The 23,018-nt window shown below is 55.9% G+C and carries 33 protein-coding genes; 4 read left to right on the top strand and 29 right to left on the bottom strand.

Going from position 1 to position 23,018, the window contains the following annotated elements:
- Positions 1–15: 15 nt before the first annotated feature.
- Positions 16–762: a ferredoxin--NADP(+) reductase gene (fpr, locus tag N6P30_RS14430; protein ID WP_021242807.1), complete on the top strand. Its 747-nt coding sequence runs from the start codon at positions 16–18 to the stop codon at positions 760–762.
- On the opposite strand, the gene N6P30_RS14425 is transcribed toward fpr, so the two are convergent.
- Positions 763–1,182: a DUF805 domain-containing protein gene (locus tag N6P30_RS14425; protein WP_023293600.1), complete on the bottom strand. Its 420-nt coding sequence runs from the start codon at positions 1,180–1,182 to the stop codon at positions 763–765.
- 112 nt (positions 1,183–1,294) lie between these two features.
- Here N6P30_RS14425 and N6P30_RS14420 point away from each other — a divergent pair, with 112 nt between their 5' ends.
- Both N6P30_RS14420 and tpiA read left to right on the top strand, forming a co-directional pair.
- Positions 1,295–1,891 carry a DUF1454 family protein gene (locus tag N6P30_RS14420; RefSeq protein WP_008501812.1) on the top strand — a complete coding sequence of 199 codons (597 nt, stop codon included), beginning with the start codon at positions 1,295–1,297 and terminating at the stop codon, positions 1,889–1,891.
- A 111-nt stretch (positions 1,892–2,002) separates the two neighbouring features.
- Complete coding sequence (gene tpiA / locus N6P30_RS14415; RefSeq protein WP_003862019.1) at positions 2,003–2,770, top strand: triose-phosphate isomerase; 768 nt, start codon at positions 2,003–2,005, stop codon at positions 2,768–2,770.
- A gap of 81 nt (positions 2,771–2,851) precedes the next feature.
- On the opposite strand, the gene N6P30_RS14410 is transcribed toward tpiA, so the two are convergent.
- The 5 genes from N6P30_RS14410 to fieF all read right to left on the bottom strand — a co-directional run bounded on the left by N6P30_RS14410 (position 2,852) and on the right by fieF (position 8,310).
- Positions 2,852–4,156, bottom strand: coding sequence for an SLC13 family permease (locus tag N6P30_RS14410; protein WP_023293601.1), 1,305 nt, complete (start codon positions 4,154–4,156; stop codon positions 2,852–2,854).
- A 73-nt stretch (positions 4,157–4,229) separates the two neighbouring features.
- Positions 4,230–4,973, bottom strand: a complete 744-nt coding sequence (locus tag N6P30_RS14405; RefSeq protein WP_023293602.1) for a CDP-diacylglycerol diphosphatase — start codon at positions 4,971–4,973, stop codon at positions 4,230–4,232.
- 107 nt (positions 4,974–5,080) lie between these two features.
- The gene (locus N6P30_RS14400) at positions 5,081–6,070 is read right to left on the bottom strand and encodes a sulfate ABC transporter substrate-binding protein (protein WP_023293603.1); all 990 of its coding nucleotides are present in this window, start codon (positions 6,068–6,070) and stop codon (positions 5,081–5,083) included.
- Between the two features lie 209 nt (positions 6,071–6,279).
- A complete protein-coding gene (gene pfkA / locus N6P30_RS14395) occupies positions 6,280–7,242 on the bottom strand; it encodes a 6-phosphofructokinase (RefSeq protein ID WP_008501816.1) in 963 nt (320 codons plus the stop codon).
- Between the two features lie 174 nt (positions 7,243–7,416).
- Complete coding sequence (fieF, locus tag N6P30_RS14390; RefSeq protein ID WP_008501817.1) at positions 7,417–8,310, bottom strand: CDF family cation-efflux transporter FieF; 894 nt, start codon at positions 8,308–8,310, stop codon at positions 7,417–7,419.
- 294 nt (positions 8,311–8,604) lie between these two features.
- On the opposite strand from fieF, the gene N6P30_RS14385 reads away from it, so the two are divergent.
- A complete protein-coding gene (locus N6P30_RS14385; RefSeq protein ID WP_040229131.1) occupies positions 8,605–9,021 on the top strand; it encodes a hypothetical protein in 417 nt (138 codons plus the stop codon).
- A 37-nt stretch (positions 9,022–9,058) separates the two neighbouring features.
- Here N6P30_RS14385 and N6P30_RS14380 read toward each other — a convergent pair whose 3' ends face one another.
- The 23 genes from N6P30_RS14380 to N6P30_RS14270 all read right to left on the bottom strand — a co-directional run bounded on the left by N6P30_RS14380 (position 9,059) and on the right by N6P30_RS14270 (position 22,989).
- Positions 9,059–9,277, bottom strand: coding sequence for a DNA-binding transcriptional regulator (locus N6P30_RS14380; protein ID WP_040229133.1), 219 nt, complete (start codon positions 9,275–9,277; stop codon positions 9,059–9,061).
- Positions 9,278–9,355: 78 nt separating this feature from the next.
- Entirely contained in the window at positions 9,356–10,525 is a 1,170-nt protein-coding gene (locus N6P30_RS14375; RefSeq protein WP_071687583.1) for a phage late control D family protein, read from the bottom strand.
- On the bottom strand, positions 10,522–11,007 hold the full coding sequence (locus N6P30_RS14370; protein WP_071687584.1) for a phage tail protein: 486 nt from the start codon (positions 11,005–11,007) through the stop codon (positions 10,522–10,524). Before N6P30_RS14370 ends, N6P30_RS14375 begins: the two co-directional genes overlap by 4 nt.
- A gap of 11 nt (positions 11,008–11,018) precedes the next feature.
- Complete coding sequence (locus N6P30_RS14365) at positions 11,019–13,460, bottom strand: phage tail tape measure protein (protein WP_040229135.1); 2,442 nt, start codon at positions 13,458–13,460, stop codon at positions 11,019–11,021.
- The gene (locus tag N6P30_RS14360; RefSeq protein WP_001630833.1) at positions 13,453–13,572 is read right to left on the bottom strand and encodes a GpE family phage tail protein; all 120 of its coding nucleotides are present in this window, start codon (positions 13,570–13,572) and stop codon (positions 13,453–13,455) included. Before N6P30_RS14360 ends, N6P30_RS14365 begins: the two co-directional genes overlap by 8 nt.
- A gap of 32 nt (positions 13,573–13,604) precedes the next feature.
- Positions 13,605–13,940, bottom strand: a complete 336-nt coding sequence (locus tag N6P30_RS14355; RefSeq protein WP_175098604.1) for a phage tail assembly protein — start codon at positions 13,938–13,940, stop codon at positions 13,605–13,607.
- A gap of 63 nt (positions 13,941–14,003) precedes the next feature.
- Complete coding sequence (locus N6P30_RS14350) at positions 14,004–14,522, bottom strand: phage major tail tube protein (RefSeq protein WP_001207674.1); 519 nt, start codon at positions 14,520–14,522, stop codon at positions 14,004–14,006.
- Between the two features lie 15 nt (positions 14,523–14,537).
- On the bottom strand, positions 14,538–15,725 hold the full coding sequence (locus N6P30_RS14345; protein WP_047028091.1) for a phage tail sheath protein: 1,188 nt from the start codon (positions 15,723–15,725) through the stop codon (positions 14,538–14,540).
- A 142-nt stretch (positions 15,726–15,867) separates the two neighbouring features.
- Complete coding sequence (locus N6P30_RS14340; protein ID WP_160387332.1) at positions 15,868–16,107, bottom strand: hypothetical protein; 240 nt, start codon at positions 16,105–16,107, stop codon at positions 15,868–15,870.
- Between the two features lie 2 nt (positions 16,108–16,109).
- The gene (locus tag N6P30_RS14335) at positions 16,110–17,153 is read right to left on the bottom strand and encodes a phage tail protein (RefSeq protein WP_260629954.1); all 1,044 of its coding nucleotides are present in this window, start codon (positions 17,151–17,153) and stop codon (positions 16,110–16,112) included.
- Positions 17,150–17,758, bottom strand: a complete 609-nt coding sequence (locus tag N6P30_RS14330) for a phage tail protein I (protein ID WP_000999856.1) — start codon at positions 17,756–17,758, stop codon at positions 17,150–17,152. The genes N6P30_RS14335 and N6P30_RS14330 overlap by 4 nt, the downstream gene beginning before the upstream one ends.
- On the bottom strand, positions 17,751–18,659 hold the full coding sequence (locus N6P30_RS14325) for a baseplate assembly protein (protein ID WP_040229144.1): 909 nt from the start codon (positions 18,657–18,659) through the stop codon (positions 17,751–17,753). The genes N6P30_RS14330 and N6P30_RS14325 overlap by 8 nt, the downstream gene beginning before the upstream one ends.
- Positions 18,660–18,665: 6 nt before the next feature.
- Positions 18,666–19,013, bottom strand: coding sequence for a GPW/gp25 family protein (locus tag N6P30_RS14320; protein WP_000127178.1), 348 nt, complete (start codon positions 19,011–19,013; stop codon positions 18,666–18,668).
- Entirely contained in the window at positions 19,010–19,645 is a 636-nt protein-coding gene (locus tag N6P30_RS14315; protein WP_001094751.1) for a phage baseplate assembly protein V, read from the bottom strand. Before N6P30_RS14315 ends, N6P30_RS14320 begins: the two co-directional genes overlap by 4 nt.
- 68 nt (positions 19,646–19,713) lie before the next feature.
- Entirely contained in the window at positions 19,714–20,163 is a 450-nt protein-coding gene (locus N6P30_RS14310; RefSeq protein WP_175136013.1) for a phage virion morphogenesis protein, read from the bottom strand.
- On the bottom strand, positions 20,156–20,623 hold the full coding sequence (locus N6P30_RS14305) for a phage tail protein (RefSeq protein WP_095032837.1): 468 nt from the start codon (positions 20,621–20,623) through the stop codon (positions 20,156–20,158). The genes N6P30_RS14310 and N6P30_RS14305 overlap by 8 nt, the downstream gene beginning before the upstream one ends.
- Positions 20,586–20,831, bottom strand: coding sequence for an Rz1-like lysis system protein LysC (gene lysC, locus N6P30_RS14300; RefSeq protein ID WP_229045982.1), 246 nt, complete (start codon positions 20,829–20,831; stop codon positions 20,586–20,588). Before lysC ends, N6P30_RS14305 begins: the two co-directional genes overlap by 38 nt.
- Entirely contained in the window at positions 20,731–21,141 is a 411-nt protein-coding gene (lysB, locus tag N6P30_RS14295) for an Rz-like lysis system protein LysB (protein WP_044068236.1), read from the bottom strand. Before lysB ends, lysC begins: the two co-directional genes overlap by 101 nt.
- Positions 21,141–21,572 carry a DNZ54_00345 family protein gene (locus N6P30_RS14290; protein ID WP_044068238.1) on the bottom strand — a complete coding sequence of 144 codons (432 nt, stop codon included), beginning with the start codon at positions 21,570–21,572 and terminating at the stop codon, positions 21,141–21,143. Before N6P30_RS14290 ends, lysB begins: the two co-directional genes overlap by 1 nt.
- Positions 21,569–22,081 (bottom strand): lysozyme, encoded by a 513-nt coding sequence (locus N6P30_RS14285; protein WP_040229157.1) that lies wholly within the window; start codon positions 22,079–22,081, stop codon positions 21,569–21,571. The genes N6P30_RS14290 and N6P30_RS14285 overlap by 4 nt, the downstream gene beginning before the upstream one ends.
- On the bottom strand, positions 22,065–22,286 hold the full coding sequence (locus N6P30_RS14280) for an HP1 family phage holin (protein WP_001437784.1): 222 nt from the start codon (positions 22,284–22,286) through the stop codon (positions 22,065–22,067). The genes N6P30_RS14285 and N6P30_RS14280 overlap by 17 nt, the downstream gene beginning before the upstream one ends.
- Positions 22,277–22,480 carry a tail protein X gene (locus tag N6P30_RS14275; protein ID WP_040229159.1) on the bottom strand — a complete coding sequence of 68 codons (204 nt, stop codon included), beginning with the start codon at positions 22,478–22,480 and terminating at the stop codon, positions 22,277–22,279. The genes N6P30_RS14280 and N6P30_RS14275 overlap by 10 nt, the downstream gene beginning before the upstream one ends.
- On the bottom strand, positions 22,480–22,989 hold the full coding sequence (locus N6P30_RS14270) for a head completion/stabilization protein (RefSeq protein WP_000214252.1): 510 nt from the start codon (positions 22,987–22,989) through the stop codon (positions 22,480–22,482). Before N6P30_RS14270 ends, N6P30_RS14275 begins: the two co-directional genes overlap by 1 nt.
- Positions 22,990–23,018: the final 29 nt, after the last annotated feature.

Here is a 23,018-nt window from a genome sequence, read left to right as displayed (position 1 = left end):
GCACAGGAGAAGATCATGGCGGACTGGGTAACAGGTAAAGTCACAAAGATACAGTTCTGGACCGATGCGCTATTTAGTCTCACCCTGCATGCTCCCGTCCACCCGTTTAAAGCCGGGCAATTTGCGAAGCTGGGGCTGGATGTCGACGGCGAGCGCGTGCAGCGCGCCTACTCTTACGTTAACGCGCCTGATAACCCGGATCTCGAGTTCTATCTGGTCACCGTTCCTGACGGTAAACTCAGCCCGCGCCTTGCCGCCCTCAAGCCCGGCGACGACGTGCAAATCGTGAGTGAAGCAGCAGGCTTCTTTGTGCTCGAAGAGATCCCGGATTGTGACACGCTCTGGATGCTGGCAACCGGTACGGCCATCGGCCCTTATCTCTCTATTTTGCAGTACGGCAAAGACCTGGAGCGTTTTAAAAACATCGTGCTGGTTCACGCTGCGCGCTACGCCGCAGACCTGAGCTACCTGCCGCAGATGCAGGCGCTGGAACAGCAGTACGGCGGAAAGTTAAAGATTCAGACGGTGGTCAGCCGCGAAACCGTAGCAGGAACGCTGACCGGTCGCGTGCCGGCGTTAATTGAGAATGGTGCCCTGGAAGAGGCGGTGGGTTTACCGATGACGGCTGAAACCAGCCACGTCATGCTGTGTGGCAACCCGCAGATGGTACGCGACACGCAGCAGCTTCTGAAGGATACCCGGCAGATGACGAAACATCTTCGCCGCCGACCGGGCCATATGACCGCCGAACACTACTGGTGATCAGCGGTATTTCACCTCAACGGTGTCTTTACCGTATTTGTTTTCGCTCTGGGTGCCAATAAACGCGCCCAGATCGACAATCATCATCACGAAGATGACCGACGGCAGCAGCCTGCCCACCACCCACGGCAGGATGGATGGAAGCATCGCCCAGTTTCCCGCCACCAGCATCCACGCCAGAATAATCAGAAATGCCCACGCGCCGGAACGACCGCGATCGTGCAGGCGTTTCACCACGACAGCCGCCGTTGGCCAGAGCAGGCAGACCAGCGCGAAGGCCGCCGTTTGCGTGCTCAGCCACGCGTTATAGGCGACGAAAAACAGAAGCAGCATGGCGACAACCCACGTCACCATCCAGATCCAGAAATCACGGCGTCCAATACGCCCTTTGAATGAAAACAGCCACTGCTGTATGGTCATGTAAGGTTCCTTATTATCGTTTAGCCCGCATTTTACCCTGGAGTTGTGACCTTTTGACAAGCCGACCAGATATCGTTTTAATCATGAGCACTTACGGCCAGGGGCAATGTTGATGAAAAGTTCGGCACATTCTCTTTTCCTGTGTTTAGCGCTGCTCAGCGCGGGTTTTACCCTGCACGCCGCCGAAACCACAGCCCCGACCACAGCACCGTACCTGCTGGCGGGCGCACCGTCGTTCGATCAGTCCATCAGCCAGTTTCGTGAAGCCTTCAATCAGGCCAACCCCACGCTGCAACTGGATGAGTTTCGTGCCATTGATGGCCCCCGCGACACGCCTACCCTGACCCGTGCAGCAAGCAAGATTAACGAGAATTTGTATGCCTCCACGGCGCTGGAGCGCGGGACGTTAAAAATCAAAAGCATGCAAATCACCTGGCTGCCGATACAAGGGCCAGAGCAGAAAGCCGCGAAGGCGAAAGCGCTGGAGTACATGAGCGCGGTATTGCAGGCGTTTACCCCTGCGCTGACGAAAAAGCAAAGCCAGCAAAAGCTGCAAAAACTCCTCACCGCCGGTAAAAACAAGCGTTACTACGCCGATACCGAAGGCGCGATCCGCTATGTGGTGGCGGACAACGGCGAAAAAGGACTGACCTTCGCTGTTGAACCGATTAAGCTGGCACTATCTGACACCCTCGGCGGGGCGAATTAATGACAAAAAGCAAAGCCTTTCGAGGGAAAATCTCTATACTGATTCACAGACCATGCTGCCCGACAGGGTGGCCATATTCCTTAATTCGCTTATTGAGCGTGGAGAATTGAAATGCGACATCCTTTAGTGATGGGTAACTGGAAACTGAACGGCAGCCGCCACATGGTAAACGAACTGGTTGCGAACCTGCGTAAAGAGCTGGCTGGCGTGACCGGCTGCGCGGTTGCTATCGCTCCGCCGGATATGTACCTGGATCTGGCTAAACGTGCCGCTGACGGCAGCCACATCATTCTGGGCGCGCAGAACGTTGACGTTAACCTGTCTGGCGCGTTCACCGGTGAAACGTCCGCTGAAATGCTGAAAGATATCGGCGCGAAATACATCATCATCGGCCACTCCGAGCGTCGCACCTATCACAAAGAATCCGACGAGTTCATCGCGAAGAAATTCGCCGTGCTGAAAGAGCAGGGTCTGATCCCGGTTCTGTGCATCGGTGAAACCGAAGCAGAAAACGAAGCGGGCAAAACTGAAGAAGTGTGCGCACGTCAGATCGACGCAGTGCTGAAAACGCAGGGCGCAGCAGCGTTCGAAGGCGCGGTTATCGCTTACGAGCCAGTCTGGGCGATCGGTACCGGCAAATCAGCCACCCCTGCGCAGGCTCAGGCGGTTCACAAATTCATCCGTGACCACATTGCGAAAGCTGACGCCAAAGTGGCTGAGCAAGTGATCATCCAGTACGGCGGTTCCGTTAACGCGTCTAACGCTGCTGAGCTGTTCACCCAGCCAGACATCGACGGCGCGCTGGTTGGCGGTGCATCCCTGAAAGCTGACGCTTTCGCGGTGATCGTTAAAGCGGCAGAAGCGGCTAAACAGGCGTAATTGCCTTTGTGGCGGGTGGCGCTTCGCTAACCCGCCCTACGGTTTTGTAGGCCCGGTAAGCGTCAGCGCCACCGGGCTTTTTTACAGCCGTCCCAGCAGGCTAAACCACAGATAATCCAGCGGCAGCAGCACCAGATACGTTGCCACCGCCAGCGCCAGACAGAGCACCATCCCCGCCCTGGCAGGCACTTTTCCTAACCCCATCGCCACCACGATCGGCGACGCCTGATACGGCAGCAGCGGCGTAGAATACCCCAGCACCTGAATCATGATCACCGACAGCAGCGGGAAGCCGGTCGCATCCGAGAAGCTTTGCGCCAGGGTGGTATACAGCGCCGGAACGCCGTTGGCGGTCATGATGAAGTTGAGTGCGGTGGTAATACCGGTCAGCGCCAGGAAACTGGTGAACGGTCGGTCTGCATCGAGCGGCATAATACGGAGCAACGCCTCGCCCACCGCCGTTCCGATACCGGTTTGCGTCACGACGATTGCCAGCCCCAGTATACCGGCAACGTAGATACAGGTGCGCATATTCACCCCCGCAGAAAACTCCTCCCCGGTGATAAAACCGATGCGCGGCAGCATAACGATGACCGACGCCGCCAGCCCGGTCCAGGCGGGCCCCACGCCGTGCCAGCTCTCCGTCACCCACATCCCCAGCACTATCGCCAGCAGCCAGGCAAGACGCTTTTCATCCCGGCCCATGGGTTCAGACGGCGCCTGTTCCTTCGGCGGTTTTGGGCTGCCGGGAAAAAGCCAGCAGATCAGGCCAATCAGGATCAGGCCTTTGAGAATGCCCAGCACCGGCGTGTGCAGCAGCAGATACGGGACATAGTTCAGGTGGATGCCGTACGAACCTTCTGCCGCACCGCTCATCACCAGGTTAGGCACGTTAGCGGGCAGAATCGTCGCCGAAAGCTGGAACGTCCCGAACCCTACCGCCAGCGCCAGACCAAACCAGGCGCGGGAGCCGTCGGCGATACCGGCGCGTTTCGCCATTGCGGCGACAATCGGCATCAGCAGCGCGATACGTCCCATATTCGACGGCATCACAAACGCCAGCGCATAGCTCAGCAGCACCACGCTCGCTACCATTAATACCCAGGAGTCGGTGAGCTTTGCCGACAGCGCCCGGGCGGCCCGGTCTGCCAGACCGGTTTTACGGATCGCCACGCCGAGCACGAATCCGCTGAAGACCAGCCAGAAGGCCGACGAGGCAAAACCGCCGAAAATCACCTCCGGCGGGGCGATCTTCGCGGTCATTGCCGCCGTGAAGAACAGCAGCGCGGTAATGAATTCCGGTAACAGCGACGTCGCCCATAGTACGATGGTGACGCCCACAATCAGTGAAGGCAGCAACAGAGGATACGTTGACCAGAGCGACATACCTGTCTCCTGTAGAATTTTTCAGCAAGTCTACGGCGACAGGCAGGGCGAGTAAACGCTATTTATGGTGGGGTCAATTCAGGATAGCGCATTGATGATCCTGCAGTTCCTCAGCAGACGCGCGGTTAAGCATCAGCAGGTTGCGCTCGGTTGCCAGCAACACAAACGAACCATCTGACTGCTGCGCCATTGCCAGCGCGAAGCGCCCCATATGGTCGCGCGCTTCCGGCAGCTCTTCAGCCAGCATCATGAACGGGCTGCGCTGCACCAGTTCATTCTCCGTCACCCGACGAGCAAGATACTCATGCCCTTCCAGGCCGCCAGGAAGGGGCAGCCACTGGGTGCTGATTTCTCCCTGTGCGGCGTTGAGCTTCTCGCGCACGTCCGGGCGCAGGCAGGAGATATGAATGTGAAAATGGTTCTGCGTGCGCCCTGTCGGCGAGTTAATCGTCAGCGAAATGGCGCTGTCGGGCACCTCGCTTCCACGCTTCAGGGTCATAAAGCTACGCGACTGCCAGGCCAGCCAGAAAAAGTTCGGCGTATGCGCTTCGGTCAATAGCGGGCTTTCGGTGCCGTTGATGCGGTATGTCGGCATCAGCAGGTATTGCAGCGGCCCGTTGCGGTCTTTAAAGACTACATAGCCTGCGTCAGGCTTCACCTGCGCACACGGTGCCGGGTTACGGTGTTGCAGTTGATTCGGCAGGCACTGGTCGAGAACGATATGTCGCAACGCATTCGGATTACCCGCTTTCATCCAGTACCAGCCGCCAGCGGCAAGGGCGATGACAATAAGGATCAATAAGATAATTTTTTTCACAACGCGTTCCCTGTTTTCAATAGAGGCAAAAGAGTAACGCAAAATGATGACCAAATAAAAAACCCGGCGGATTTCTCACGCCGGGTCACCGTGTCGTTTATTTATGTTCAGCGCTGGCTGATCTGGTCAAAGGTGCCGCCGTTAGAGAAGTGCTCTTTCTGCGCTTTCGTCCAGCCACCGAAAACATCATCAATGGTGAAGAGCTTCAGTTTCGGGAATTCGCCGTCATATTTCTTCGCCACAGCCGCATCGCGTGGACGATAGAAGTTCTTCGCTGCAATCTCCTGACCTTCCGGCGAGTAGAGGTACTTCAGGTAGGCTTCCGCCACCACTTTGGTGTCTTTCTTTTCCACCACTTTATCGACCACGGAAACGGTCGGCTCAGCCAGAATAGATTCGCTTGGGGTCACGATCTCAAACTTATCTTTACCCAGTTCGTTGGTCGCCAGCAGGGCTTCGTTTTCCCACGCAATCAGCACGTCACCAATGCCGCGCTCCACGAAGGTGTTGGTTGCACCGCGCGCGCCGGAGTCCAGCACTTCGACGTTTTTGTACAGCGCTTTCACGAACTCCTGGGCTTTAGCCTGGTCACCGTTGTTGTGGTGCAGTGCATAGCCCCAGGCGGCCAGATAGTTCCAGCGTGCGCCGCCGGAGCTTTTCGGGTTAGGGGTAATAACTGACACGCCCGGCTTAATCAGGTCATTCCAGTCATGGATCTGTTTCGGGTTGCCTTTACGTACCAGGAAAACGATGGTCGAGGTGTAGGGCGCGGAGTTATCCGGCAGGCGTTTGATCCAGTTATTGTCGATACGGCCACGCTCGGCGATCGCGTCAACATCGTAGGCCAGCGCCAGGGTCACCACGTCGGCTTCAATACCGTTGATGACGGAGGTCGCCTGCTTGCCAGAACCACCGTGAGACTGGCGAACCACGACATTGTCGCCGGTTTCCTGCTTCCAGTGTGCCGCAAACGCTTTGTTGTATTGTTCATACAGTTCACGCGTCGGGTCGTATGACACGTTCAGTAACTGGATATCCTTAGCCAGAACGCTGGTCGATGCCAGCAATAATGTTAAACCCACGCCCCATTTATTCATCGCCCAGCTCTCTTGTGTAGTGTTTTGATGAATGCAGCGTGCCAGAAAGCGAATCGAGGATTAAAGAATAAAAAAAGATTGGCTATAACGTAGTGGAATAAAAAAGCGTGCACGCATAAAAAAGCCGGGTGGCGGCTACGCCTTACCCGGCCTACGAGTCGTGCTTTTGTAGGCCCGGTAAGCGCAGCGCCACCGGGCAACAGAGCCAATCAGTACAGTTTTTTCGCGCAGTCCAGCCAGTCACCTTTGAACGGACGCTTCATGTTTTCAATCGCGTCGATGATGTCATGGTGAACCAGTTTCTCGTTCTGAATACCGACGCAGCGGCCGCCGTGGCCCTGCAGCAGCAGTTCGATTGCGTACGCGCCCATACGGGACGCCAGAATACGGTCGTACGGGCCAGGGGAACCGCCACGCTGGATGTGCCCCAGTACGGTTGCACGGGTTTCACGCTTGGTTTCGGTTTCGATGTACTTCGCCAGCTCGTCTACGTCACAGATGTGCTCGGTGATAGCCACGATCGCATGTTTTTTGCCTTTCGCGATGCCTGCTTTGATTTCAGCTACCAGATCTTCACGGCTGAATTCCACTTCCGGAACCACGACAAACTCACAGCCACCCGCAATTGCCGCAGCCAGGGTCAGGTCACCGCAGTAACGCCCCATCACTTCAACGATAGAGATACGCTGGTGGGAGGAAGAGGTGTCACGCAGGCGGTCAATCGCTTCCACAACGGTGCCCAGCGCGGTGAAGTAACCGATGGTGTAGTCGGTGCCTTTGATGTCGTTGTCGATGGTGCCCGGCAGGCCGATGCACGGGAAGCCCATTTCAGTCAGACGTTTTGCACCCATGTACGAGCCGTCACCGCCGATAACCACCAGGGCGTCCAGTCCACGTTTTTTCATGTTCTCGATAGCCACTTCACGAACGTGTTCATCACGGAATTCCGGGAAGCGCGCAGACCCAAGGAAGGTACCGCCACGGTTGATCATGTCAGACACGCTGTAACGGTCGAGCTGAACCATACGGTCTTCATACAGACCCAGGTAACCATCATAGATACCAAAAACTTCCAGACCTTCCGTCAGCGCCGCGCGGACAACCCCACGAATTGCCGCGTTCATGCCCGGCGCATCACCGCCGCTTGTCAACACACCGATTTTCTTAATCATGACTACCTCTGAACTTAGGAATGCAAAATTGAAATCTGTTGCCGGAAGAAACTTATCGACCAACGAATACTGCAAATAGTATATCAATCCCTTCCAGCTGAATTGATTCAGGTCAGACCAAATGGCGGTAATTTATACACAAAATGCTGGCCTGGCTCACTTTTTTACAACGAATTACGAAAGCCCAACATGTCCGGGTACAACCGAGCAGGGATCCTGGTGAATGATGACGTCTGAACCAGGAAAACGCTGCAAAATCGCCTGCTCGACCTGCTCAGCAATCACGTGAGCCTGAACCAGTGGCAGGTTGTCTTCCATTTCAATATGAATCTGAATAAAGCGGGTCGGCCCTGACTGCCGCGTTCGAAGATCGTGTGCACCGCTGACGCCGGGCCAGGCGGTCACGATAGAAAAAATTTCATTACGTTCTGAGTCCGGGAGGGCGCGGTCAAGCAGCGATTGCACTGCTTCATACCCCATCCGCAGGGCGCTATATAAAATATAGATACCAATCCCTAACGCAAACAACGCATCGGCCCGATGCCAGCCATACCAGGCCAGACCGAGCGCAATAAGAATAGCCCCATTCATCATAACATCAGATTGATAATGAAGCATATCCGCCCGTACGGCCTGACTTTGCGTTTTGCGTACCACCCAGCGCTGGAACGTTACCAGAACAAGTGTGCAAATAAGTGCAACGACCGTCACAACGACGCCGACGCCAGGATCGTTCATCGGCGTCGGCGAGACGAGATGCTGTATGCCGGTGAGAAACAGGAACAGCGCAGAACCGGATATAAACATGCTTTGCGCCAGTGCGGCCAGCGACTCCGCTTTGCCGTGCCCAAAGGTGTGCTCTTCATCCGCTGGCTGCAGCGAGTAACGCACGACCAGCAGGTTGGTCAATGAGGCGGCAATGTCCATCAGCGAATCCACCAGCGCCGCCAGAATACTGACCGAGCCGGTATACCACCAGGCAAAGATTTTAATCAGTAACAGGCTGGATGCCATGACGGTCGCCGCGATGGCGGCCCGGCTGACCAGTCTTCCATAGGATTGATTCATAAACGCTCCTGTCATGTCATGCCGCTAGTATAACGGAAGCATGTGGAGTCGAAGGATGAATAAACGGTTAACAAACAGAATGTGGGGCAAAAAAAACCCCCACATCATGTGGGGGAAGACAGGGATGGTGTCAGAAAACACCACCTAACACAATGATATAAATGGATTTATATCATACGCTGTCCACATAGCGTCCACATTGACTAAAATGCCCCTGCCCGCCAGGGGCTTTGTTTTTCATCCCTCAGAGGTTATAACCAATTTTTAACCCAATGTTTAATAAGGATGTTCTCTATGCTCAACCTCAAATCGATAATTGCGGTCGTCGCCATTCTTTTGTCTACCACCGCCCACGCCCAAACGGATACCGTAAAAACTTTGCAAAAGCAGCTAAAGTTATGGCAACCGACTGAAATAAAAGAAAGTAACAATGTCGTCACTGTCGTTCTGGACGCAAACCAAGTTACACCTGAAATTTATGATGCGGTAATAAGCTCAGGAATTTGCATGGATGTTTGGACAAAAGATGTACCGAATTCCTACATGAAAACAACTAAAGAATTGCACGTACTGAATAAACATAAAGCATTTGGCTATGTGCTCGAACAGCCTCTCGCAACTTGTAACGAGATGGGTAAAGAGCCAGATGACAGAGCTAAAGTGGTGATGCTCTCAAAAACGCATATGTTTGGAATGCCAAAGTCAAAATAAACAAAACCCCGCAATTCGCGGGGCTTTTTGTTTGTGGTTACATCCACATAGTTTGTTGACCTGATGGCGAGGGATGAGGCCTGACGGCATTAACCTCACCCGGCTTAACAATGTAACGCTGCACCGACTCAAATGTGATAAACGTGGCGCTACAATTCACGTTCTGGCACTGGTGATAACGTTCCTTTGTCGTATCGGTCATATAACGGCTTGTGCGTGCATGGGCGGCATGCTGGCATAACGGGCAATGAAACATATTAAGCACCTCAACGGTTTGGCTGATGTGTTAATTTTACTCAATAAATCCTTATATAACAAACAGATAAACAAAAAACTACCCTTCATCATCTTCCGCTTTGTACTCCACGTCAGAGAGCTTAACCTCAAGCTCTAAGCTCGTCGTGAATCCACTATTACTCAGATTGTGAGTTACCTTACTAATTAGCCATGCCTGCTCGTCTATGACACGCTTAAAGCCCGACACGCGCACCGGTGTCTCAGGAAATAAATCAGCCCGACCGAGTGCCAGCGTAATTGAAAACTCCGCAACGCCCCGCTGCAGCTTATCCCACTTAGCCTGAGCGGCGCGCATCGCCTGCGCCTTTGAAGCGTAGACCGTCGTCAGCGCCAGCACGTTATCTGCCTCACCGGCCATATACTCACCCTCGCGCGCTTCCGGCTCTTTTTTTGCCTTTGTTTTTTTGCTGACCGGCTTTGCTTTCGGGTGCTCCAGTGCTCGCAGATGCTTCTCTTTTGGCTTTCGTTTCAGCGTTACTTTCTGCTTTTGCGGCTTCGGGTCTTTTGTGTGCAACCATTTTGCCGTTACGCCGGTGTAAGCCCCACGGTCGGCAATGGCAAACTGATGACGGTCACCATCGCTGCGGGTCACCGTCATTTGCGGGACGGGCTTGCCACTGGCCGTCATCGCACTACCGGCTTTCAGAAACAGGAGTTTACCCGCTTTCACTGACACCTCCGCCCCATTGCGGTCAGCCAGTCGGGTCAGGAATACGGCGTCGGACTCCTGCGACTGGTCGATATGCGGTACCGATATTTTTTTCAGCGAATCCGCGACACTGGCCGTCAGTTTATTGCGTTTTGCAATGGTGCTGACCAGCTCACTGAGGGTGGTGTCGTGCCATGACTCCTCTCGCCGTGAATTGAGCGTTCCGCGAAAATCTGCACTACGAGCCCGAATAGTCAGAGTATCAGGCGCGCCCCGGTGCTCAATCTCATCGACAGTGAAATCGCCCTTATTCAGAAGTGCCGAACCCTGCCAGCCAAGCCACAGCGTCAGCACAGCCCCGCGCAGGGGTAACTCGACTTTGCCGTCGGTGTCGTCGAGCTCAATGTCGAGCTGGTCAGCCTCAAAGCCCCTGTTGTCGGTCATGGTGAGAGAAATCAGCCGGTCACTAAAATTGCTGGTAATGTCCTGGCTGTTCATCGTCAGCATAAATGCCGGTGCAAGGCTGGCACCGGCGTCAATGGTCATGCCCGTAATCATGCGGTCAGCCCTCCGAGCACACCCTGCAGCTTATCAGTCAGATTACCGGCAGAGCCGAGTAGCTCGCTGGCCTGCTTATTCAGGTCGCCAAACATTGCCGTCAGTGATTCATCGACCCGTTTCAGCGAGAGGGTGAAATCAATCTTTCTGGCCGCACCGTCGCTGAAAAACTCGGTATGCGTGGTCGACACCTTATCGACGATATACATCCCGAAGATATTGCCGGTTCCCTCAATAAGCGGCCATGCTCTGCCCTCATCGGCCATCAGCTCAACAGCAAGCAGGGATATACGGCCGCCGGTAATAGCAGGGTAAAGCGTACCGGCAAGCTGGATCGAGTTTTCCCCCTCGCCGAGAAACTGATACGCAGGAGGTTTACCGACCCGGTCATTAGACGCCCAGCGGTAATCTTTCGAGTGCTGCATCGACTGATAAGGCAGGGTGCGACGTTCAAACACAAACATTCCAAGAGCAAGCATCATCATCAGCCTCCTTAATCGTGCATCATGCTGGCGCGGGCTTTGGCTCGCTTGTCGCGCTCATATTTTTCTAACGCATCCTGCAACTGATTCCCTAGCTGACCGCCCGGAGCTCCAGCTCCCGGCAGGTTGATTTGATAGGTTGGGCTGCTCTGGTCAATGTAGGTACGACCAGCGGGAGCCGTGACAGGCTGATAAGCCTGATACCCGCCAAGCGAGCTGGTTGTCGGAATGTACCCGCCACCCTGACCAACCGGCGGCGCTTTTGCTGTTTCCGCATCAATACTGCTCGATTCCTTTTTAACGAGACCGAGCTTTTCGAGAATTACATCAAGACCACCGCGCAGCTTATTGAAAATATTCAGAGGCAACATCAGCGCATCGGCCAGCGCCTGTCCAAAAATGACGCCGACATTTTTGCAGCTATCGAGCGTCTCCTGCGTGGCCTTGACCGGCGCAATCAGGTCTTTAAACCACTGCCAGACGCCGCGCAGCTTCTCACCGAGGCCATCAAAGATGGGGGCTAGCGGGGCGAACATTTCACCGACGGGTGCAAAGGCACTCATGATGCCCTCAATCACCCCTGAGAAAAATGCGCTAATGGGTTCCCAATATTTGCGGATAAGCAGCGCCCCGGCCACAATCGCCACCCCGACTGCCACAATCGGCCAGGTAATCGCACCGAGCGCGGTCACAATGGCACTACCAGCGACAGTAAAGACCGTACCCAGCACGCCAGCAGCGGCAATAATGGCGTTAATCCCCATGACAACCGGCCACGCAACGAGACCAATACCGCCGATGATACCAATCAGAGCCAGTGCGCCACCGGCAATGATGCCGATAGTTTCCGCGAGCCCCTTATTTTTCTGGATCCAGCCGTCGAGCTTTAACACATACTGCGTGGCCGTTTGGGTAAGTTTGCGCAGTGAGCCCTCTTGCTGGTCATAGAGGTCAGTACCAACAGCCTCATAAGCAGACTGGAATTCTTTAAAATCGCCGCCGAGGTTATCCTGCATAACCTTGACCAACTCCTCGGTTTTACCGTCTGAGGCCTTTATCGTAGCGGTGAGCTTATCGAGTTTTCCGCTGGCCGCTGCCGCCATCAGTACACTTGCAGACTTCATGGCCTCCTCGCCGAATATGGTTTTCACATATTCAGCTTTCTGACCTGTGCCGAGCTTGTTTCGCTCAAAGCTGGCCTGCATTTCTTTCAGGATGGTAAATAAAGGACGCGTATTGCCTTTGCTGTCCGAGGTTTTAACACCCAACTCTTTGAGAGCATCGTATGCTTTGCCTGTTGGTGCCTGTAGTCTCGTTATAACAGCCGCGCCGCCCGTCCCAGCCATTGACCCCCTGATGTTATTATCATGAAGTGTGCCGGTAATCGCCGCCGCTTGCTCAAGACTCACCCCGGCATTTTTCGCTACAGGTGCAAGGTAACTTAATGAGTCACTTAGCCCCTGAAAATCGGCAGTGGTCTTGTTCATCGTGGTTGAAAGAACATCACCAATATGTGCAGCCGCGTCATTAGAGAGTTGAAAGGCGGCTTTTGTCCCCATCAGTAGTTGCGCGTTTTCCTCCATTGTTTTTCTGTTCGCAAGTGACAGGTTGAGAGTCACAGGCGTCATGGCCGCTATAGATTCAGCATCACCACCACCTTTTGCGATAATAATCTGCGCACTCGCGGCGTCATCAGCAGAGGCGGCAGTATTGTCGCCGAGCTGGCGCGCCTGTTTGCGCAGCGCCTGCATTTCTGGCGACTGCTTATCGACCCCGAGCACGGCCTGCAGCTCGGAATTTTTCTGCGCAAAATCATAACCGGGCATCAGTAATTTCACCCCGGCCATCGTTCCCGCAGCCGCAATGCCAACACCTGCAGCGCCAGCCGCTGCCGCATTACCGGCAAGCTCTTTGCCTGACTGGTATCTGGCTTTCACGCGGCTTAATTTCGCCTGCTGCGCACTGACGCGCGCCAGTGCCTCGCGCTGTCGATTAAGCTGCGCCGTCGTTTCGCTGATGGAGGTTTTGAGCCGACGCTCATCGGCAGAAAGGGTGCGGGTATTAATACCGGCCTGCATCAGTTCGGAGCGCTGGCGCTGTACAGACGTTCTCAGGCTGTTGTATTTCGTCTGCAGCTCAGAGGCGGCACGCTTTGCCGCTTCGAGTGCCTGCGCCTGCGCGCGGGTCGGACTGGTGGTGTTTTTAAACTGCACGGCCAGTTCACCGGCTTCGCGTTTCGCTTTCTCAAGCGCCTGACTGGTCACGGCCAGTTGCGCGCTTGCCTTACGAAAGCCGTCGATTTTTGACGCCTGACCATTCAGGTCACGCAGCCCTTTTTGTGTGTCGCGAATATCACCCGACAGGGATTTACTCGCGGTCTGGATGGATTTAAGCGGTCGGGTCGCCTGGTCGACCGCTTTCAGCAATACCTCAAGCCTCAGGTTATTACTCATTGTGGTTTCCGCTACGCTGCAGCGCCTTTTCGCGCCATGTGATGAGCTCGGTCAGGCTCAGGGAATAGAGCTCTGATGGCGACCAGTGAAATATCACTGCAATATCCGCCATCAGGTCATCGGTCGACAGGTCAGGCGGGAAATCTACTCCGCCGAAGCCGGTGACAAAAAACCAATCACCTTAGCGGCCAGCGACAGCATATCGGGCAGGTTCATCGCGGTCAGTTCCTGCGTGGTGAGCGCGGGGTAGGTCATGCGGGGCAGGACTTTAATCAGCGCATCGACCTCAGATTGTGCCACCGCCGCCAGACTGACACCGCGCAGGGTGCCGGCGTTCGGCTCAATCAGGGTGACTTTATCAATCGTCTGACCGGCGCGCTTAATCGGCTTATCGAGGGTCACGACGTTCGGGTTTGCGGTCTCAATTTCATTGCCAGCCGTATCAACAAATTCAGCGGTTTTACGTGGTGCTTTTGCCATGATGTTTTTCTCTGCTCTGAATGGGGATTAATAACCGGCCAGCAGTGCTGACCGGTCATGGAATTACAGCCCGATTGCGCGGCGGTGCTGTTCCAGACGGTCAACGCCGTTCACCTTCTCGACCATGTTGACGGTGTCGATTTCGATGACGTCGCTACCATCAATCGTGAGGCGGTAATAGGTGCAGACGGTCGACAGTTTGGTCGAGGTGTTTTCACCCTGCTTATTTTCGCCGCCGTCGATTTCTTTATGACGGCCACGCATGACCACCTCAACCGCGATGATTTCGCCGGTGTCGTCGCGCTGGTAGGATCCAGCAAAACGCAGCGGCACGGCATCAGCACCCGGCGCGGCGTACTGCGCCCACAGCGCCACATCAGGCAGGCCACCGACAGACCACTCGACGGTCAACGCATCATCGTCGAGGCCGAGGTCAATCGCCGCCGCGCCATTCATGCCGCCGCCGCGATAGTTTTCGAGTTTGCGGGTCAGCTTCGGCAGCGTCACGGATTCAACAACGCCCATGTAGCTAAGGCCGTCGTTAAACATGTTCAGATATTTGAGTTTGCGGGGTAGTGCCATGTTGTTTCAGGCTCCTTAGCTGTTGACCGATTCGGCCAGATTCACCAGATATTTATCGGTGATACGCTGGCGCAGGGTCAGACTTTCCAGTGGTGGAACCGGCGTATAGTCGTAGTCGATATACAGTTTCCCGGCTTTGAGGGTTTCCTTATCGTTCGATTCCTCGTCGAACCAGCACTCACCGTCCACGATGTAGCCATTTGATTTCAGTTCGCGGAATTTGGCATTAATGCCGTCGACAATGTCACGGATGAGCGATGCGGTGATGGGCTTATCGACCGCCCACATGTGAGCCTCGGCCATCGTGTCGGCCAGCACCTGCGCGGTGCGGGTGTAGTTCTCAAACAGGAAAAGTGGGTCATCAGAACAGGTGCGGTTACCCCAAAAGCGGAAACCATCTTTACGCACCAGCGTCGTGACCCCGGCCTCGTTGAGCAGGTCAGCATCGGTGCCGGATGCCTGCAAATCCCAAAAGACTGACGCACTGATGCCGGTGACACCCTGCACGCCGACGTTAGACAGGGTTTTATGCCAGCCGACAGTCTGGTCGATGTAGGCGCGCAGGCCGAGTGCGCGCGCGGTGGCGTAGGCTGTTGCGGTGGCGTTCGTGGTGGTGTCCCATGCGAGGAAGTCAGGCCAGATGACCATCAGCTCGCGCTGACTGAAATTCTCGCGATAGGCCATCGCCTCGGAAATGGTTTTACAACCCCATGCGCTGATATAGCCAAAGGCGCGCAGGCTGATACAGACCGAAGCAAGTGCGACTGCGACCTCTTTGGTATCGAGACCCGGCACGCCGAGAATGCGCGGCTTAACGCCGGTGACCGCTTCGGCAGTCAATAGCGCCTTAATGCCGGTGTATTTACCGTTCTCATCCGTGCCGCCGATGATGTTAGAAATGGTCTGCGCCTGAGCTGCATCCGGGTCATCGTCGACACCTTCGGCAACGCGCACAACAACGGTGACGGGTTTTGACTGGTCGGCGATAGCCTGCAGGGAGGCAGACAACGTGCCTTTTTTACCGGCTTTCGCAATGGCGCTCTGCACATTGGTAATCAGTACCGGCTCGTTGAGGGGGAATGTCTCGGCATCCGCATCGCTGGCCGTGCAGACCATGCCGACGATTGCGGTTGCAACAGTGGAAATGACGCGGGTGCCGTCGTTAATCTCAAGCACCTGCACGCCGTGGTGAAAATCACTCATCCGGTTAACTCCGTGGTTAGTGGGCGAGTGTTATTGTCCTGACTGGTCTGGTGAGGGGCTATTTATCGGCGATGGATAGCCGATGGCACATAAACAATTCATAAAAAAGACGGGCATCAGCCCGCCATTCTTTCAAAGGTTCCTATATTGCATTTGCTGGATATTTGATTGGTGCGCAATATTCAGTGACATACTCATGCAACTCTGGCGGGTATGTCACCGATGCCTTATCCCGTTCGACGGTAAATGTATCAGCTCCCCAGATAACAGTTTCCCTCAAGAATGATTCCACTTCTGGCGAGACTTCAACCGCATCATCAGGTCGCTCTTGTTCAGAAACATAAAAACCAACGGTCGTTGGGCTGAAATAGATATTCCCCATATTTAGTATCCTATTGATTCAAAATGCAGTGTCGGTATTTCGCCAAGATTGGGTGTCGTATACGCCACAGTGAATCGCGTTCTTGATACGTCAGTGCCAGAATCAGTATCGCGATGCGTTGCCAGTGATTTTCCGGCCATTGATGCCTGGGTCGAAAAGCCGTAACTCGCTAATGTTGCCAGCGTTGCTATTTGTGCATTTGGGAATTGTCTGGGGAAATTAACCCTGTAGTAATGGGTGTAATATCTCACCCCACCAAGCACATACTCGTTGAAGTTACCAACTGGTGTCAGTGTCACAGTACCAACCTGTCGGATCATGCCATTTGGGAGGATATCCCATGCAGTTTTTCCGTTTCGTGACAGACCAAATGCGGACATGTCCGGGAGTTGATTATTACCGGTTCCCACGTCCCTTTTTGCCGCTTCTCCCAATTGAAGGTTTTTGAGAACCTCAGCAACCAATCCTGCGTCGGCCATTTCTTTAAGTGCGTTCGCAATCAGCGGGTATTGCGTATGCGGATTATCAGCATTGACATGCTTTTTCATCAGGTCATCAGAATAGGCTTTCACCTCGATAACCTTATCGTCGACATACTTACGAGTTGCCAGCACAACCGACGGGTCGATTTTCAGGGTGATTGCCGATGTGCTCGACACAATCAGAATCATGCGAATGGTTTGCGTGCGGCCGCTTCCCTCCTGCAGTTGTGGCTTGTAGGTCTCCGGACAGTTCGCCACGGCAATCAGAATACCATCATCGTCATAGAGACCAATCTCGCGGATCCAGAAACCACCTTCATTCTCGGGAATAATCTGTTCCGCGATAATCTGACTGGTATTGGCCGGGTCAACGGTCAGCAGGTTCAGCGGCGCGATGCGTTTCTGGTTAATGAGCTTCGTCTGCGACGGGTCAGGGGTCGGCAACGTACCATTCGCATCACCGACGGCCATCTGCGTCAGGTTGAGTTTGGTACCGAGTGCCGCCGCGTTCGCCAGCCGCGCCGCGCCCTGATTGGTCAGAATGGCAAAATATTTTGCGGTCATGCGTTCACTCTCAGGTTATCAATCAAATGGATGGCCGAGGCCGGGTAATATTCACCGCCGACGACAATCTCCTCGGGGGTGTAGGGGTAAACAGTCAGCGCGTCGCCGTGATAGCATCCCGCGCCGACATACAGTTCGCCGGTCGAGCTCAGACTGATAGCCAGCCCGGTCAGGTGGCGACTTGCCGGTTTGGCGTCTTCAATCAGGCGCTCAAGCTCCTGATACATTTCGTCAGTGATGCCGCTGTCGAGGACGCCAACAACGAGGCGGAATGTGCCTGGCTCCTCGTCGAGTTGCCACCACTCGCGCACCTCAATCAGAAAGCCGAGCGGCTCGACGACCCGACGCAATGCGCTGATGGTGCCTTTGTGCTGATGGACGAAAAACGAGGACGCGCAGACGCTGCGCTTTGTCGCCTCCGGCCATTTCTCATCCCACCTGTCGACCGACAGCGCCCACGCCAGATACGGCAGCAGCTTTACCGGGCAGGTGCGCCAGTTCCACAGGGTGCGCAGCGGTACCGGCACGCGCTGAATCTCAGAGAACGCAGCGGCGGCGGCGACTTCCAGCGGCGACGAGCCAACGGGTAATAGCCGGTCATTCATCCGAGCCCCCGATAGTTATCTGGTACTCGGTACAGTTCGACGCCTGCGACTTACTCAGCACTATGTCGGCCTGCGGTGATGTCAGCTCGACACGCTGCACCCCCTCAACATGCAGCGCCGCATAAATGGCTGACAGACGGATATCACGCCCGAGGCGGTGCTGCGCGCTGATGTAGCTCTGCAGCTTCTGCTCTGACGCCTGCCTGATGGGTTCAGATTCGGGGCCGGGGTAAACGTAGATCGTCGCGTCAATCTGGTACGGCACAATCTCGGCTGACTGGACGGTCACCCGGTCAGCCACCGGGCGCACATCTTCGGCGTTCAGCGCTTTATCAACAATCGCCAGTAGCTCAGGGCTGGCAGTGCCGTCACCCTCACGCGATAGCACGGTAATCGTCACGCAGGCTGGCGACGGGCTGGCGACCGAAACGTCAGCGACCCGCCCGTCGGCGCTGCGACCGTGATACTCATATGCACCGACCGGACCCGCCACGCTCAATCCCTCAAACGCCTGTTGCGTGCGCAGTCGCAGGTCGGTATCAGACTCCATAACGGCAGGTGTCGGCGGGATGGTGGTGTCATCCGCCGGGGCGATGGTCAGGCGTTCGGTATTGTTGTTCCCTGCCACGACGTCGAGGTCGTTACCGGCGGAATAGGCCAGCGTCACCGCCTGCGCGGCTTCGTTCACCCGCTGACGCCAGATAACTTCACGGTAGGCGTTTTCCTGCAGCAGCTTAACAATCGGCTCTGACTCAAGCGCGAGCGTCCGGGCAATGGACTCCTGCTGGTCTTCGGGATAGAGCGAAATCAGCGTCGCAATGCGTTCCGCAAGGATGGTTTCATAGTCCAGTTCCTCAACCACGTCGGGAACGGGTAACTGACTCAGGTCAACGGTTGCCATAGTGATTTAACTCAGTGAAACAGTGGTTGAAACTGACGCACCGGTATCGGTACGCATCCCGGTAATATCGACATACATTTCGCCAGCGTCGCCGGTCTCAAAGCTGATGGCGGTAAGCCGGATGCGCGGCTCCCACTTCTGGATAGCCGAATAGCACGCCACCATAATTTGCAGCCTGAGCGCCGGGTTTTGCGGCATATCAATCAGCGCCGACAGAAGCGAGCCATATTCACGGCGCATCACCCGCGAGCCGACCGGCGTCAGCAGTATGTCGCGCATGCTCTGACTGATGTGCTCAGTGTCGCTGATGCCGAGGCCGGTATTTCGGTTCATCCCCTGATAGCGCGCCGTCATAACGGAGCCCCCGTTTGCCCGCCGCTGTCGCCCGGGTGTTTATGGGTGTGGAGCACCTTGCCATTAGACGACAGTGACCCGCCGGAATGTTCGATATTGCCGCTCATCTTGCCGCCTTTCTGCACCTCAAGCGTCGCCGTCGTCAGCTTATTGGTGCAAATCACCTCCGGGGTGTCGAGGGTGATACTGGTCGAGGCTTTCACCAGTACCAGCGGCACGGTTGCGGTGATGGACTCCGATGCCGTCACGTCGGCCGTTTTTATGCCGCTGACCGTCAGCGCGCCGGTTTCGGGCTCGTACTCAATGACCGCACCATCAGGGAAAGCCACATGCCACGCATCCGCCGAGGCCGACGGAGCGGGGTTATCGTCGGAGAAAATACCCGGCAGCACGAAAGCGGTATCAAGCTCACCACCGATTGCCAGCAGCAGAACCTGCTCACCGACCGAGGGAGCCCACCACGTCCGCGAACGACCGGCGCGGGTGGTCAGCCAGTTCAGCCATGTTGTCTGGATCCCGCCGCTTTGTACGCGGCACAGCCCCTGCACGGTATCAACCTCAGTCACCACACCTGAGCGGATGAGGTTGCGAATCGCGCGTGCGAGCTCCTGTATCGTGGATAACGTATTCATAGTGCAAGGATGCCTCTGGTCTGGAGTCGCGCCAATTCGCGCGGCTCCGGTGGTGGTTCACACAATATTTATTTGCCGAGGTGCCTGATAATGACGTCTTCAATCATCTGCTCATCGTCGCGGGTGAAACCGAGCAACGGGCGGGCATCGTACTGCACATCCCGGCTGTTGCGGTTTGGCCGGTCTTTGAGCCCGTACTGATGCACCCGCGCCATGCGCTGCACCTTGCCGGTAAACTCCACCACCGCCGCACTGTCGCTGCCTTTGGCTTTCATAAAGCGACTGGTGCGCAGTCTGGCGAACATTTCGCGCTTAATGCGGCCTTTCTTGCTCTTCACCGGCTGGCGCTTTCGCGCGGCATACGGGGTGCCGTCGGGTGCCTGCTGGCGCTTGATGCGCTGTTGCTGACTGGTACGCAACTTTTTCGCAATCTCAGCCGCCATTTGCCGACGCGCCGCCGGTGACAGGCTGGCAATCAGACCGGCAAGACGTTCCTGCAGCGCGGTTAACTCACTCATTCCACTTACTCACCAGTTCGCCGTTAACGTACAGCTCGACCGGGCGCGTCACCGGCTCAGGCAGTGGCGGCTCAGGGGCATAGCTGACGTGCAGCGCGCCGTCGACCTCTTTGACGAGCGTGCGCTCGGTGAGCCTCAGGCTGATACTGATATCAAGCGAATCGTCGTTATTGATATCAATAATCCAGGTGAATCCTTTTTCCCGGCCGTCGTCGGTGGTCATAATGTCCGGCTGATGTTCACGCAGCCACGCCTGCACCGGCACGAATATCAAATCGAGGTCGCCGGTAAAGTCGGTCACCACCACGTTAAGCACATACACCTTTTCAAACGACAGCGAGCTCGCCAGTCGGGAATCGGTATGGCCGTTGTCGGCAAACAGGCGCAGCATATCGGGGTTATTTCGGAGCTGCGGCACGGCATTAATCAGCGCTTTGCGCAGGCTTTTGTGCTTCTGCATCGAGTTCATCCTGACAGTGTTTGACGGTTTTAACCTGCAGCGCGCAGGCGGTCAGCGCGCCCTCAAGGCGGCGGATATCCGCGCTCAGGTCGCCATTGGTTTTCGGGTCACTTCCCGGCATCGGGCAAAGGCTCACCCTCGGGCATCCGCTGACCACAATCACCGGCGCTGGCGCAGGCGGTGCGGGTGTGCAGCCGACGCACAACATCAGGCAAAGCAGCGTTATACCAGCGGCGAAAGGCTTCATTTTCATTAAGTAACCTCGTTATCGTCTGCTCGCGGCGGCTGGCTTCCTCGCTAGCCTTTTCGAGCTGTTCACGCAGTGCCACCTGCGCAGATTCATTACGTCTGGCAAGCTGACCGGCAACACTGAGCTGATTTTTCAGCATGCCAATCGTCGTCTTTTGTTCGCTCGCGACGCGGTTTGCTGTCTCAAAGGAGCGGGATAAATTGCCGTTCTCATGGCGCAACCACAGCAGCCCAAGCACAGCCAGCACCAGCGCAGAGGCCAGAAACATCACAATGACTCTGGACACAGGCCAGCCCCCTCAATGCGCTGGCGGTAGGTCTCGCGAACGGCCTTAAAGGTCAGCATACAAATCAGGTAAATCAGAGCCGTAAGGATCCAGCCAGCCCCAAGCAGACAGCCCGTGGTAACAGAGAAAATAATGAGAGACCATGCCCGCCGCCCCTGAGAGGGCTTACGGCAAAAAACGGCGCGAAATATCTTCATCAGGTCTGGATTGACGGGAATACTTTTGCCCGTATTTCGCAGCCAGTGCTCATAAGCGACCACACCGGCGACGCTCGCCGTAATGCAGATGAAACTGCCAAACAGCGCCCACGCGGCAACAAAGTTGACGGCGGCGCTTTGCGGCGATGCCAGCCCCCAAAGCAGCACCAGTGCCAGCAGGGCGTCGAACATCAGGGAACGTAAATATTTTTTCATTGGGTTACTCCTTTCATGCAATACGCCAGTTCCCGCGCGCGGCGGTTTTCCAGCCCTTTGTTTTTAGTGCCATTGACGTACACCCAGCGGGTAAGCTGGTCGCATGCCTGCCACCACTGATGACGCTTGATGTAAGAGACCAGCGTCGAGCGACAGGCTGCGCCGGTGCCGACGTTAAAAGAGAAACTGACCAGCGCGTCGTAAACAGGTTGCGGCATGGTGGCCGGCACGCAGACCGCGAGACGGCGCTCGGTATTCAGCACGTCGGCGACCAGATTTACCGCCGCTTCGCGCTCGGTGATATCGCGTTTCGGTACCACCCCGGCAGTGTGGCCGATGCCTGACGTCCACACGCCCGCGCTACACTGGTAAGGTGTCAGGCGACACCCTTCAAGGTCGGCAATCAGCGCCAGACCATCAGGCGAGGTATTCAGCAGACGAAAATCAGGCATCAGTGCCGCCAGCGCCAGCACTGCGGCCACACTGCAACGTTTAACGATTGAGCTCACGGGTCACCCCTTTGTCGATTCCCATTTCGGTCAGGTAACGAAAGGTTTTGCGCCGGTACCAGAAATTCACCGCCGCCGTAAAAATGGCGCACAGACTACCCACATAAAGCGCCAGTTTTTCGGGCGACATTGCCCCGAAATACGCCAGCCCCACGGCCAGCCAGTAGGCGATAAACGTGGTGATTTTTTCCATACTCAGTCCCATAGGTTCAGGGTCTCCGCCGTGGGTGATGTTTCAACGTCGGGCAGGTCAACCGCCGTGCCATGCGGCAGAATGACGCCCAGCTCAGACAGGCCGGGATTAGCCTGCAGCACCGTCTCGACCACGCCCTCAGTGCGCCCGTAATACCGGGCGCAAAGCGCGTCGAGGGTATCGCCCTGCATCGCGTAGACTTTCATCAGAGCTGACCCACGATGCAGCGCGGCTTATCCTGCAGGCGCGAGACCGACCAGCGCATATCCCGCCACAGGTCATCAATGGTGGTTTCGACGCTGTCGGCTTTTTTGTCACCCTTGCCGGTGGCCTCAACCCCGCGATAACGCTCATACAGGGTGGCGGTCGCCATCGCCGTCACGGCGCTGAGGTAGTGGAAAACGCGCACATTCTCGCCGTCGATTTCCTCGGCGTCAGGCACGTCGGCCAGTGTCTTAAACCCGGCAGCAATCTGGCGCAGCCGGTAGTCGTAAAGCTCCGCATTGGTTTCCGCCATGCCGGTCTTGATGGCGTTGCGCAGGCGCGCATCGGAAACCGTCTGCTCAAGGCGCATCAGCTCGCGCACGCGCTTCGGATCCACATCAGGAAAAAAGAACGTATTTTTAATCACTGCGTCGCCCGTCTCCGGTGCGGGAATCACCACGCCCGGTACGTCCTGCGGTTCGTCGGGCTGATTCAGTATTACTGTCGTCATGACAACCTCATTAGGTTGGGCGGTGGACG

The sequence above is a fragment of the Enterobacter sp. PL1 genome (assembly GCF_945957325.1).
Classification (GTDB): Bacteria; Pseudomonadota; Gammaproteobacteria; order Enterobacterales; family Enterobacteriaceae; genus Enterobacter; species Enterobacter roggenkampii.
The sequence above is the reverse complement of the archived record's forward strand: the minus strand, read 5'-3'. Positions and strand labels throughout refer to the sequence as shown.